This window comes from Pseudacidobacterium ailaaui (genome assembly GCF_000688455.1).
Taxonomy (GTDB): Bacteria; Acidobacteriota; Terriglobia; order Terriglobales; family Acidobacteriaceae; genus Pseudacidobacterium; species Pseudacidobacterium ailaaui.
On sequence record NZ_JIAL01000001.1, the window covers coordinates 661,241 to 673,996 of the forward strand.

Consider the following 12,756-nt stretch of genomic DNA (forward strand, 5'->3'; position numbering starts at 1 on the left):
CAGTAGCAAAAACCAACGCTAGGACCTTTGCATTCATCGTGTAAGGAAACAAAGCGCTCTCATGTCCTTTTAAGATATGGAGCGCTCATGTCTAATGTTTTGCCATACGCGCCATCTCAGACCCGGCAAGCAGAAACGCGCCCACTCCGTAGTCATAGCTCGCAGTTGGCTTGTACCAGGCAGGCGCCGCGCCTGTCTGCTGAATGCAACCCAGGCGCCCATCGGCATAGATGTGCCCTAGCATTCCCTTCCATGCGTGCGCCACAACAGGCTTGTAGATCTTTCGGTCCAGAATGCCCTCGTTCACTCCCCAGGCCATGGCATACGTGAAGAGTGCAGAGCCGGAGACCTCTGGCAAAGGATAATCCGTGGGGTCAAGCAGAGAAGCATGCCATAGCCCGTCCTTCGGGTCCTGCAATGTTCTTACACGCTCTGCCATCTCTCGCAGCAGGTGGACATAATGTTCGCGCCGCGGATCATTCTTCGGCATAAATTGGAGCGTGCGAACAATCCCCCCCATCACCCATCCATTGCCTCGCGACCAGAAAATTTTCTGGCCGTTCTTTTCCCGCTTGTCCAGAAACGTAACGTCGCGTGCAAACAGGTGCTCTTGCTTGTCATAAAGCAGAGACTCGGTCTGCTGCCAGTGCTCTTCAATGTAATCAAGATACTTTCCGTCGCTGGTTGCCGCATACATCCGGGCCCATACCGGCGGCCCCATAAACAATGCGTCACACCACCACCACTGGATCCGCCCCTCTTTGTCTTTTTCCAGTGGATACAACGCGTCCAGCTCCCGTCGCGTAGGAGCAATCTGCGCAGGATCGCGGTCCAGAAAATACAGCTCAAGATAGGATTGGCCCACGCTCTGGTCATCGGCATTCGGCAGATGTGAGCGCAGCTCCCAGTTATATTTCTTTCCCACCTCGCGCACTGCATCACGATAGCGCGTATCACCGGTAGAGGCTGATGCCGCCATCAGACCGGTGTAGAGCACACTGGAAGTCCAGGTGCGGTCAAACCACGGTTGCCAGGTCTTCAGCTCCCAGTCCGCAACCTTCATCATGGCCTTGTGAATGTCCTTCACCTTCAAAGCAGGCGAGAGGTCCGTTGCCAGAGGGCCGCCGTCTTCCGGATCATCTCCAAAATGCCGCGCATTGTCCTTATCAATGCCAGCGCGCTGCTCCACCGTAGGCTGTGGATATTGGGTTTGTGCCAGGCACGACACAAAAGCCAGAGACGCGAGCCATAGGGCCATCACTGCGCGTCCGGGAAATCTATTTTCCATGCACAGGCTCCCTGGCTACCTCCACGGCGTAGACCTGCTCCTGCCCGGACATATTGGAGCGGAAGACAATCCATTTTCCGTCCGGAGTAAAGTTCACATTCGGTTCCAGCGCATAATCGTGCTTTGACATATTCACCAGCTTTTCTGCTTGGAACACTCCCGGCGTAATGAGATCTTTTTCTTCAACGCCCATATTCGGAATGGGAACAGGGTGAAATAGATAGATCCACTTGCCATCGGGAGCGTGCGCCACCATCTTACTGTCTCCGCCGTCGCCTGCAAAAAGTGTCCCGTCTGGCGAGACGTTGTAGTGTACGGACCACTCATTTCGCTGCAAGTGCCACCAGGTTCGGTGTCCGTCGTAGACGTTGTATCCTGCCACCCAAAAGTCCTCCCCGCGCGGCGTCTGCAGGTCATACCAGATCGTTTTGCCGTCCTGCGACCAAAACTCATGCCCTGCAATCTCCATTTGCATCCTGCGCTTATGGACAAGCATGGGCCCGGTCCCGTCCGTATGAATCAGCCAGATGCGGTCCACTTTATGCCAAGGCCCTTCATGGCAGAACATCAGCAGGTTTGGGTCTGTAGGAGAAAAGAGCAGATGGTTCAGCCATTCCGTGCTGCGGTCCAAGACTTTCTTCTCGCCCGTCTTGATATTAAGCGTGAAAAGCGCCATCGGCAGATGCGCGTTGTATCGCTCTTCCAGCATGTGCCCGCGGCCTTCGCGCGTGCGCGGCGGAGGTGAAAGTTGCTGCGCCTTTTCTGATCCTTGTGGTTCCACATATGTTCCGGCCATCAGCGTCTCGTCTGCATTCACGGTTGCAATGCTACCGTGTGGCGGCATCTCTGCGATCTTTGTCTCCTTTTTGGTCGCAGGGTCCAGATACCACACTGCTCCATCGCGAACAAAGTAGACACGCCCGGTCTTATGTCCCACCATGATGGGGTGCGCATGTGGATCACTGCTCAGCGGCTCAATCCTGCGCGTGCCCAGGTCAACAAATGCCATCCCGTGCGGTGTAGTGATGAGCAGTTTCTTGCCATCCGGTGTATATCCGTTCAGGTTGAAGTAGAGACTGCCACTCCCAGGCTCTTCCGAAAGCTGGACAATACGGTGTCCTGTTTCCGCATCCACCCACTCCTTTGGTGTTTGCTGAGCAACAGCAATCAAAGAAGCAGACAAGAAAGCAAGAGCAGCAGAGCATTTCATAACAAGCATAAAAATGTCCTATTGAAGTGATGGAGAACAACGATCTTTGGTCCCAACCCAAGTCCCGCGCCGTGCAGGGACCTGTCTGTCTTCCCCAGCTTCCCCAAAAAGATGCGGGGCCTCCGATGTCCTGAAGACCCCGCACATGAGCGGGAGGCTAAAAATTTACTCGTGCAGAAAACTGCCAATCACGGTTACCACTTGCCGAACCGACTGTTCCAAATGTTGTGGAGGTGGGCCCCCAGGCCGTGTTAATCCCGCCTTTTGTGTTGTGGTTAAACACATCTGAGCAATCGGCGCGAATGACCAGCTGCAAGCGCTCTGGCGTCAGCTGGAAAGCGCGCTGCAGGCTGGCATCCATGTTCCATGCACTCGGCCCCCACAAACCCCACGGCGCAGTCCTTGGAGCATCGCCAATTTTGTAGACCGGCGTCTTCGTCGCATTTCCAAAGGTTGCAGGAGTACTGAATGCATTCACATCGATGTACTGAATGGTTGATCCAAGCTGCTTTGCAGTAATACCTTTTCCCCAGCTTCCATTCTTCCGCGCTGAACCATGCCCAAAGAAAGCGGGGTTGATGTCCGGCATACACTGGCCCTGTCCGGGAGCGGTGCAGCCGCCCCAGGTGACCGCTAACGGAGTGCCCGAGTGATAGGTATAGATGCTCGACAACTGCCAGCCGCCTGCCAGCGTCCGCACCCAGAAGTGGTCGTTGCCAATGGCCCCTTTTCCGAAGGGCAGTTGATATAAGCCAAACGCCGACAGCGTCTGTGGCATGGAGATGGTCGTATACGATCGCTCGATGCGGTCCATCTTGTATGACTTGCCATTGGACATCGCACCGGCAGGAATCGCAAATCCGCTGCGGAACGTACCATCATCCCCGAGGTTCTTCGAATAGGTGTAATTCACCATGTAACTCAGGCCGTGCCACGGTCTTTGCTGTAGCGAGAACTGAAAAGAGTTATAGCTGATGTTCGCACTGTTTTGCCCCCAGGTATCGCTCACTCCGCTGTACTGCGGAAAGGCGCGCAATACTGTTGCAATCGTGGCCTTGGTGCTGCTGTTCACAAAAACCGAGGGAATGTTCAGCCCGGGCATCGCAGCTTTGGCAATGGCCACGTTGGCCGGCGTGGCCAGCGCATTCAGGATCGGCGTTCCGTCAGATGCCGCTACACCACCTAGTGCCGCCAGATAGACCGGGTCCAGTTGGTCCGACCAGTATCCGCGAATGTTGGAACTCCCTGGCGCCACAAAATGGCTCTGCGATCCGACATAATCCGCGCTTGCAGTCAGCGTATCTGTGATTGCATGCTGGATCCCAAAACTGTAGAAAACAAATTCAGGAGCGCGGCCTGAGAGATAAGGATCTGCATATCCCGGGGCTGAGCTTGCCGTCACAAACTTACCATTGCTTACATAATTGCCCGTGTTCAAAGTCAGGCTGGCTGTGCTTGGCCCCTGCGGTACAGGCAGCGTATAACCGGGGCCTCCAAATGCCGTGTTGGCCAGCCCAATCGATTGAAAATACTGACTATTGTTCAGGTAGAAAGAGGGCCCAGCTGATGCACCTGTCGTGACTTCGGCCGGCGCCGTTGCGCTGATGGTAAAGCCTAACTGCCCGGTGCCATTGCCAGCACCTCCGCGTCCGCCCACGCCGCCTGCATGCGAGTAAGCCACGGCAAAGCCCCCGCGTACGACGGACTTCGGATCAGGCTGGTAAGCAAAGCCCAGGCGCGGCCCAAAGTTTTTCCAGTACGTATGCACAGGAGTCCGGCAGTTGCAACTGATGTCTGCTCCGCGATGTCCCGCAAACTCCAGAACGCCCGGTGTTCCCGTTGCTGGATTCATACCAGTAGCGTTCAGAAAGCTCCAGCGGTCGAGCACTTCCTTAAATGGCGGGAAGTAGTCCCAGCGCAGTCCCAGGTTCAGCGTCAGGTTCTTCGTCACCTTCCAGTCGTCCTGAAAATACGGTGAGATGGGGTTATACCGACCTCCGGTCTCGCTGAAAGGCTGGAGCGCGATACTCGGTGACCCACCCACTGCGCCCAACAAATAACTGGCATAGGAATATCCGGAAGTGTTCGTGGCCAGGCTTGTCGAACCCGTAGCAAAGTTCGCCGTTGAATTCGCGTTGTACCCCATCGTTAAAATGCCCGAGTAGGTCGCCTGCGAGGTCAGATTGTCCTGCAGCCACTGCATTTGCACGCCAAATGTCATGGAGTGGTTGCCCTTCACCCACTGCAAATTGTCCACCAGCGTAAATGCGTTGGGGACGGTGTTCTGCGTTGCGCCCGAAGCTCCATTTGCCGTCCAGGCCGATTGCACCTGCGGAAACAGCGTGCTGGCACTAAAGCTCGCCCGGGAAATTCATTCGAGGCCTGCCCCTGAGGCAAATTCGTAATTCCCGCCGTGGTCGCCATATATTGCTGCACGCCATCGGTAATAGACGTGACCGGCTGTGCAAACCGCGTATACCCAAACTTGAACTGGTTCACCAGATAAGGCGTGATGACGATCGAATGCTCGACATCTGCAAACACCGGTTTAATGATCGCCTTGCCGCCATTCGTGTAGGGAGGCGGCAATACTACGCCGCTATTGCCAACCGTAAAGGGAACATTCTCGCGGTAGCCGTAAGCAAACACTCCGGAAAGCTTCTGGCTCTCTGTTACATTGAAGTCCACACGCGTCGTGGTCTCCCAGTTGTCATAGCCGGAAGGCACGCCCCCAAGATAGTTGTTGGTAATCTGCGAATTCGTCGGCTCCGGCAAAAACTTCTGCATGTATAGTGCAATCGGCGAAAGATACGATTGCGGAATCACATTTGGGGAACCGGTCGGTACAGGGTTTCCATTAGGCCCTGGAATGCCACCATATCCATACCCAAATTGGTAGCGGCACGGCCCGTTCGTACTGTGCGCCGTACAGGTAGCTTCTGAGGTTGGGTCGTAAATCTGTCCCGTGGTGACCCCATTGGTTGTCGTCAGCAATTCGCTGAAATCTCCCTGTCGCATCTTCATCGTCGGCACAGTCAGCGTATTCGGGTTCACGCCAGAGCGCCCATGATAGCGGTCATACGCAATAAAGAAAAAGCCTTTGTTTTTGGTAAAGGGAATCGGGCCGCCCACCGCTCCTACCAGCTCATTCTGGTGCTCATCCGGTTTCGGGGCTGGCACCGTCTGTCCCGCGGCATTCTTCACGGTCAAGGCCTTCGCCGCAAAACCCCAGGTGTCAAACATCCTTGCGCGCACATAGTCCGCCACGGTGCCGTGATACTGGTCTCCGCCCGATTTCACCGTGAAGTTCATCAGGCCGGCTCCCTGATACTCGGCCCCGGGAATGCTGGTCACAACCTGAAACTGGTCCACAGCCTCTACAGGAACAGCATTGAAAATGACGCGGTTGTCTCCTTGCTGATTAATGGTCGTCGTCGGAAGGCCATCCAGATACACCTCAGCCAGATAATTCCCCGTTCCACCAATCACCGGCGCCCGCGTTCCCCCCTGGGTCCCCGGCATCAGCGTGGCAAAGGCGGTCGGGTCACGCTGCTGGCCACCCATCAATATGGGAAGGTTCTGGTATTCGCGGTTCTCCATGACCCCTCCCAGCGTCGCCGTTGTCGTCTGCAGCGCTGGTGGGGCAGCCGTCACGGTGACCTGCTGCGTTTGTGACCCCACACTCAACGTAATGTTCAGCGGCGTCACCGTCAGCGCATTCACCGTCAGATTTTCCTGCTTGTAGGACTGGAAACCCGCAGCCGAAACACTCACCGAATATGCGCCAGGGACCACCGGGGAAATCACATACAGTCCATCGGAAGAGGTTGTGCGCGTGTATTGTGTCCCGCTGGCCGTATTCGTTGCTGTGACCGTGGCCCCGGCCACGACCGCACCGCTCGGGTCCGTCACCGTACCGCGAATCGCGCCTTCACCGGCTGTCTGCGCTATGGCCGCGGCCGCCCATGCCAGAAAACAGAACAGCAGCCACAGGTCAGACCGTAATTGTTTTAACTTGATATGCTTATTTGACCTCATACACCAGCCTCGAATGTTGGTTTTGTGCAGGCCGCTCTCTCGTGGGTGGCGATGCCTTTCGCCCGGCCTTAACTTGAATCCCAGCGAAAAAGCTACGTAGGCTGAGAAACGATTGTCAATAAGAAAACAAGTTCTCATTTGGTGTAGATTGAAAAAGCCCGAAAAAGAAGGGCCGTTGTACCGGTATACGGTACGACCTCATAGAGAAGGTGGTACGACCTCTGGACCTCATGCAGACGAAACTGACCGGAAATAAGCTTTCATACTTGCTGCTACTCTTCTTCGCTTCCTGGCTGCACGCACAGTCCCACACCTTCTCCGTCAATGACTATGGAGCCAAAGGCAATGGGGCCACACTCGACACCAGGGCCATTCAGGCCGCGATCGATGCAGCCGCCCAGGCTGGCGGAGGTACCGTCATCTTTCGCCCGGGCACATATCTCTCCGGGGCGATCTTCGTGAAGTCACATGTTCATCTCAACGTTGGAGACGGCGTCACGATCCTCGGTGTTCAGGACACAACCCAGTACCCCATGATGCCCACGCGGGTCGCGGGAATCGAAATGACCTGGCCCGCCGCGCTCATCAATGTTTATCAGCAGCAGGATGCAGCCATTACTGGCCCAGGCACAATCGATGGCAATGGGAAATACTGGTGGGACGCCTATTGGGCCTTGCGCCGGCAATACGAGCCGAAGGGCCTGCGCTGGGCCGCCGACTACGACGCAAAGCGCCCGCGTCTGGTCCAGATCTTTGACTCAAAAAATGTAAGCTTGAAGAACATTCGCCTTGAACGCTCCGGATTCTGGACCATCCACATCTGCTACTCCAGCAACGTCACCGTGGACGGGGCCACCATCCGCAACAACATCGGCGGCAAAGGCCCTAGTACCGATGGCATTGACATTGACTCTTCGCGCCACGTCCTGGTCGAACACGCCGACATTGAAGTCAACGACGACGCGCTCTGCCTCAAGGCCGGTCGCGACTGGGACGGCCTGCGCGTCCATCGCCCGACTGAGGACATCGTCATCCGCGATTCCATTGTGCGCGCCGGGGCCGCAGGATTCACGATCGGCAGCGAAACCTCCGGAGGCTTTCGGAATGTGGATGTCTATCGGCTCACCGTGCTCGCTCCTGTACCTTCGGGCATTCTCTTCAAGTCCGACCGTACACGCGGCGGCGGAGCGGAAAACATCCGCATTCACGACATCACCATGAAGGGAGTGGCCGTTCCCATCCACATCACCATGGACTGGAACCCGAAATACAGTTACGCCACCATCCCCGCCGGAGTCGCCCATCCGCCTGACTACTGGAAGACCATCACCCATCCAGTCAGGCCGCCCGAACGTGGCCTTCCGCACTTCCGTCATGTAAAGATATGGAACATTGACGCCACCGGAGCAATGAAGGCGTTCGTTGTAAGCGCCTATCCAGAGGCACCTTTGGTGGATTTTGACTTTTCAAGGATTTCCATCAGCGCCCAGAGCGCAGGCTCCATCAAAGACGCAAAAAACTGGAAATGGAAAGTGGTCAAGGTCCAGACCCAGGACGGGACAACACTCACTCCGCCAGAATAGCCTTTCGTCCCTCTGCTTCATCGTGTAGCGACGCAGCAGAGGGGTTCGCCTTTCTTCACCATCCTCTGGATGGCGCGAAAAAAGCCATTACACTGGCGCTGCATACCGCTTCGGCCTACGGTTCGCCTGCAAAATCTTCTTGCGCAGACGCAGCGACTTTGGCGTCACCTCCACCAGTTCATCGTCTGCAATAAATTCGATCGCCTGCTCCAGATTCAACAACCGCGGAGGGGCCAGCCGGATCGCCTCGTCAGCACTCGATGCGCGCATATTGGTCAGCTTCTTTTCACGGACTGCATTGACGTCCAGATCATTGTCGCGCGAATGCTCGCCGATAATCATGCCCTCATAGGTCTCTACCCCGGGTTGCACAAAGAGCACGCCGCGGTCCTGGAGCCCATCAAGTGCATATGCCGTCACGGTGCCAGCGCGGTCTGAGATTAGCGCGCCCGTCATGCGCTGCGGGATCTCACCCTGGTACGGCATATAGCCGTCAAACAAAGAATTCATCACGATGGTGCCGCGCGTCTCCGTCAGCAACTCGCTGCGCAATCCAATCAGTCCCCGACTGGGGACGCGGAACTCAAGACGCACGCGGCCGGAGCCGTGATTATGCATCTTCACCATCTCACCTTTGCGCGGTCCCAGCCGCTCAATCACTGTTCCCACAAAATTCTCAGGAATATCAATCGTCAGGTGCTCAACCGGCTCCATCACCTTGCCATCAATCGTTCGCGTCACAATCTCAGGACGCCCCACCATCAGTTCATATCCTTCGCGCCGCATCATCTCGATCAAAATGGCAAGCTGCAGTTCGCCGCGTCCGAGGACTTTGAAAGCATCTGGGCTGTCCGTATCTTCCACGCGAATCGAAACATTGGTCAGCAACTCTTTTTCCAGGCGTTCGCGCAGGTTCCGCGAAGTGACAAACTGGCCTTCACGCCCGGCAAAAGGGGAATTGTTCACGGAAAACTGCATCGCAATGGTCGGCTCATCAATCACAATGGGAGGCAGCGGAGCGGGGTCCTCGATTCCGGTAATCGTCTCACCGATGGTGATGCCCTCTACGCCTGCGATGGCCACAATGTCGCCGATCTCGGTCGTATCAACGTCAATGCGCTTTAATCCGGCAAAGCTGAAAAGCTTGGTAATGCGTGTCTTCTGTAATGCACCGTCGCGCTTGGAGATGTAGACCTCTTCGCCTGTGCGCAGCGTCCCGTTAAACACGCGCGCAATCGCCAGCCGACCCAAATAGTCCGAGTAATCCAGGTTCGTCACCAGAATCTGCAGCGGTCCGTTCGCATCACCGCTCGGCGGCGGAATCGTCTTCAGAATCGTCTCAAAGAGCGGCTGCAGGTCCGTGCCTGGTACCGCCGGATCGAGGCTCGCCAGTCCTAGCTTGCCATTGGTGTAAAGCACCGGAAACTCAAGCTGCTCTTCGGTCGCATCCAGATCGATAAACAGATCATAGACCTCATTCAATACTTCCTGCGGGCGCGCATCCGGACGGTCAATTTTATTGATGACCAGAATCGGAGGCAGCTTCGCTTCCAGGGCCTTCGAAAGAACATAGCGCGTCTGTGGCAGTGGACCCTCCGACGCATCTACCAGCAGCACCACTCCGTCCACCATCTTCAGCGCACGTTCTACTTCGCCGCCAAAATCTGCGTGCCCGGGCGTATCCACAATATTGATCTTCGTGTCGTGATAGTAGATGGCCGTGTTTTTGGCCAGGATCGTAATGCCCCGCTCGCGTTCGAGGTCATTTGAGTCCATCACGCGCTCGGCAACGGCCTCATTGGCGCGAAAAGTCCCCGACTGGCGCAGCATCGCGTCCACAAGTGTGGTCTTGCCATGGTCCACATGGGCGATGATGGCGATATTGCGAATGCTCGTGCTCATGGACACAAATCTCCTCTTTTCTTCCTAACCTTCACAAAAATGTCTCACGGAATGCCGTCAGGCAGGCAGGTCAGACGAAAATGTTCTTCTTTAGTTTACGGCATTTTGTGGCAGGACGTTGGCTCGCAGCACACCACCTCCATCGGCCCGACCAGTTTGCGCCGCAGTGCGGTAGGTGGGCCTGGATTCCCACCCCGACCGGAACCAAGGAATGACAGGAGTGGGCGGCGCGTCTGTGATAGCTTGAGAAGAGACGCATGTCGTATCAGCCGAACCTGTTTTCGTCCAACTCTCCGCGTGGCCCGGCTGGTCCTGCTCCCAAACCTGCAACGAGAGAACAGCAGCATGTCCCGGTATGGATGCGTCGTGTGGACCTGTTTCTGCGCGTGGTCGTGCGACTTTATCTGGGGTTGCTGATTGTTGCGTTGCCGTGGACGCATCTGTGGACAGAAAACCATCTGTTCCATCTGGTTCCCCTGCTGGCCTGGATCACCTTGAACGGGGCCGTCCGCGGCATCGTTTCCGGTCTGGGTCTGCTGAATCTATGGATTGCGATCAGCGACGCCATCCATTATCGTGAGCCTTGACTTATGCCTGAACTGGATCCCGAGCAGCTGGCAAGCGCTCCGCTTGCTTATGAAAATCCGGCCTTTCTGAACAGCCCGGACGGCCGCATCGTCCGCATTCTCTCAGAGTATTCTGAGCCGCTGGCACGCTTCCGCCGAGAGCGTATCCAGGACACAGTGGTCTTCTTTGGGTCGGCGCGTTTCCGCGCGCTGGATGAAGCCAACCACCAACTGGAGCTGCTGGAAAATACCGGATCACAGCGGCCGGCCCCGCAGGAAGAGCAGCCGGCCCGGGACGGCGCTGTGACAGAATTGCAGCTTCGCCGCGCGGAAGCGGCAGTGGAAATGGCACACTACTATGAAGATGCGCGCCGGTTGGCTTATCTGTTGACGGAGTGGGCCAAAGGGCTCAAGTCGCGCCGCCATCGCTTTGTCGTCACTTCGGGCGGAGGCCCGGGCATTATGGAAGCGGCCAACCGCGGCGCGTATGAGGCCGGAGGCAAAACCATCGGGCTCAACATCAAGCTTCCGTTCGAACAACAGCCGAACCGCTACATTACCCCAGCGCTCAATTTTGAGTTCCACTACTTCTTCATGCGCAAGTACTGGTTTGCGTATTTGGCAAAGGCGCTCGTGGTCTTTCCCGGAGGCTTTGGAACCCTTGATGAAATGTTTGAGCTGCTGACTCTGGCGCAGACACAAAAGCTGGCCAAGAAGATGACCGTGGTTGTGTATGGGTCCGCGTATTGGAAAAAGGTCCTGAATTTTGACGTACTGGTGGAAAAGGGGGCGATCTCACCGCGGGACCTGGATCTGTTCCAATATGCTGATACTCCTGAAGAGGCGTTCAACGTGCTGAAGGACGGCCTGACCAAGAACCACCTTTTACCTGAAGAACAGACAGCAGAAGCAGAGGATGAGATAGCGCTGCGGCCGGAGATCGCAAAAACACGGAGGTAAGGGACCATAGTGCCCAGTCCGGGTGCCCAGCAGCAGGACATTATGGAGGAAAGACTCCGGGATCACTGCTTTTTCGCTCTCATTCTCAATTTTTTAAAGCAATTCTTCTCTTGTCCCCACCGCAAACTCTGTTCAGGAAATTGCTGCACTGGCCATTTTCTGAAATTTTCTGCAACCGGAGACAGTCTCCTCTTATCTCTTATGAGGAGCTCGTCTCCGATTTTCGTCAGAGATGACAACCTCACGCTGTACACACGATAGACCCACCAGGCAAACGGAGATTGAAATGAGAAAGACATGGTTGATTACCGGTGCTTCTCGCGGCTTTGGGCGTATCTGGGCCGAAGCTGCTCTGAAGCGTGGCGATCAGGTCACTGCCACGGCCCGCAGGCTTTCCGACGTTGCAGACCTGAAAGAGAAGTTTGGTGAGGCGGCCTTGCCGCTTGAACTCAATGTAACCGACCCGGAACAGGTACAACGTGCCGTGGAGCAAGCCTATGCGCATTTTGGCCGCCTGGATGTTCTCGTGAACAACGCAGGCAAGAGCCTGATTGCGGCCACAGAGGAAGCAAGCGACGAGCAGGTCCGCGATCTGTTTGATACCAACTATTTTGGGATGGTGCGGGTACTGCGGACAGCGCTGCCTTTGCTGCGGAAACAAGGGAGTGGACATATCCTCGGAATTTCCAGCGGTCTCGGAATTACGACACTGCCATACATCGGTTATTACTGCGCCACAAAATGGGCGGTAGAAGCCCTGCACGAAGCGCTGGCCCACGAGGTCAGGCCGTTCGGCCTGAAGGTGACATTGGTTGAGCCAGGGGCCTACGCAACTGACTTCGGAAAATCCTCAGAATGGGCGGCGGCTCTGGGACCCTATGCGGAGTATCGGAAACAGTTTCTGCAAGGTCTGGCCAATGTGGAACGCGGCGATCCTGAGGCCACCGCAGAAGCCATCCTCAAGCTTGTGGACGCAGAAAATCCGCCGCTGCGGCTGGGGCTGGGCACCTCGATTCTGCCACGAGCGCGCGCAGCGTATGAAGAACGTCTGGCGACCTGGGAAGCGTGGAAGGAAGTGTCCGATGCAGCCATGGGGAAGCCCAAGAAAATTACAACAGAGCTGATGGAATACCTGGCACGTGAAACGACGGTTCAGAATTGAAGAAGATGGGCGGATGCCCCACGTCTTGACTGGACGTGGGGCCGTCA

Annotated in this window: 9 protein-coding genes; 4 read left to right on the forward strand and 5 right to left on the reverse strand. The window is 56.2% G+C overall.

Features of this window, described 5'->3' with window-relative positions; all coding sequences use genetic code 11:
- Window positions 1–91: 91 nt before the first annotated feature.
- From N655_RS0103070 to N655_RS20495, 4 genes are all read right to left on the reverse strand, one after another.
- Window positions 92–1,288, reverse strand: a complete 1,197-nt coding sequence (locus N655_RS0103070; protein ID WP_044933887.1) for a glycoside hydrolase family 88/105 protein — start codon at window positions 1,286–1,288, stop codon at window positions 92–94.
- The gene (locus N655_RS0103075) at window positions 1,278–2,507 is read right to left on the reverse strand and encodes an oligogalacturonate lyase family protein (RefSeq protein ID WP_026441809.1); all 1,230 of its coding nucleotides are present in this window, start codon (window positions 2,505–2,507) and stop codon (window positions 1,278–1,280) included. The genes N655_RS0103070 and N655_RS0103075 overlap by 11 nt, the downstream gene beginning before the upstream one ends.
- A 148-nt stretch (window positions 2,508–2,655) precedes the next feature.
- Window positions 2,656–4,827 carry a TonB-dependent receptor domain-containing protein gene (locus N655_RS20490; RefSeq protein ID WP_155987489.1) on the reverse strand — a complete coding sequence of 724 codons (2,172 nt, stop codon included), beginning with the start codon at window positions 4,825–4,827 and terminating at the stop codon, window positions 2,656–2,658.
- On the reverse strand, window positions 4,734–6,536 hold the full coding sequence (locus N655_RS20495) for a TonB-dependent receptor (RefSeq protein ID WP_162173480.1): 1,803 nt from the start codon (window positions 6,534–6,536) through the stop codon (window positions 4,734–4,736). The genes N655_RS20490 and N655_RS20495 overlap by 94 nt, the downstream gene beginning before the upstream one ends.
- 209 nt (window positions 6,537–6,745) lie before the next feature.
- On the opposite strand from N655_RS20495, the gene N655_RS0103085 reads away from it, so the two are divergent.
- Entirely contained in the window at window positions 6,746–8,119 is a 1,374-nt protein-coding gene (locus tag N655_RS0103085; protein ID WP_238324453.1) for a glycoside hydrolase family 28 protein, read from the forward strand.
- Window positions 8,120–8,206: 87 nt separating this feature from the next.
- On the opposite strand, the gene typA is transcribed toward N655_RS0103085, so the two are convergent.
- On the reverse strand, window positions 8,207–10,021 hold the full coding sequence (gene typA, locus N655_RS0103090; RefSeq protein ID WP_026441811.1) for a translational GTPase TypA: 1,815 nt from the start codon (window positions 10,019–10,021) through the stop codon (window positions 8,207–8,209).
- Between the two features lie 257 nt (window positions 10,022–10,278).
- Here typA and N655_RS0103095 point away from each other — a divergent pair, with 257 nt between their 5' ends.
- The 3 genes from N655_RS0103095 (at window position 10,279) to N655_RS17060 (ending at window position 12,709) form a co-directional block, all read left to right on the forward strand.
- Window positions 10,279–10,608, forward strand: coding sequence for a hypothetical protein (locus N655_RS0103095; RefSeq protein ID WP_026441812.1), 330 nt, complete (start codon window positions 10,279–10,281; stop codon window positions 10,606–10,608).
- Between the two features lie 3 nt (window positions 10,609–10,611).
- Entirely contained in the window at window positions 10,612–11,547 is a 936-nt protein-coding gene (locus tag N655_RS0103100) for a TIGR00730 family Rossman fold protein (RefSeq protein ID WP_026441813.1), read from the forward strand.
- A 286-nt stretch (window positions 11,548–11,833) separates the two neighbouring features.
- Window positions 11,834–12,709 carry an SDR family NAD(P)-dependent oxidoreductase gene (locus N655_RS17060; protein ID WP_044933891.1) on the forward strand — a complete coding sequence of 292 codons (876 nt, stop codon included), beginning with the start codon at window positions 11,834–11,836 and terminating at the stop codon, window positions 12,707–12,709.
- The last annotated feature ends 47 nt before the right edge of the window (window positions 12,710–12,756 follow it).

Coding starts and splice junctions, on each gene's coding strand:
- N655_RS0103070 (WP_044933887.1), bottom strand. CDS start 1,288: ATGGAAAATAGATTTCCCGGACGCGCAGTGATGGCCCTATGGCTCGCG.
- N655_RS0103075 (WP_026441809.1), bottom strand. CDS start 2,507: ATGCTTGTTATGAAATGCTCTGCTGCTCTTGCTTTCTTGTCTGCTTCT.
- N655_RS20495 (WP_162173480.1), bottom strand. CDS start 6,536: ATGAGGTCAAATAAGCATATCAAGTTAAAACAATTACGGTCTGACCTG.
- typA (WP_026441811.1), bottom strand. CDS start 10,021: ATGAGCACGAGCATTCGCAATATCGCCATCATCGCCCATGTGGACCAT.
- N655_RS0103095 (WP_026441812.1), top strand. CDS start 10,279: ATGTCGTATCAGCCGAACCTGTTTTCGTCCAACTCTCCGCGTGGCCCG.
- N655_RS0103100 (WP_026441813.1), top strand. CDS start 10,612: ATGCCTGAACTGGATCCCGAGCAGCTGGCAAGCGCTCCGCTTGCTTAT.
- N655_RS17060 (WP_044933891.1), top strand. CDS start 11,834: ATGAGAAAGACATGGTTGATTACCGGTGCTTCTCGCGGCTTTGGGCGT.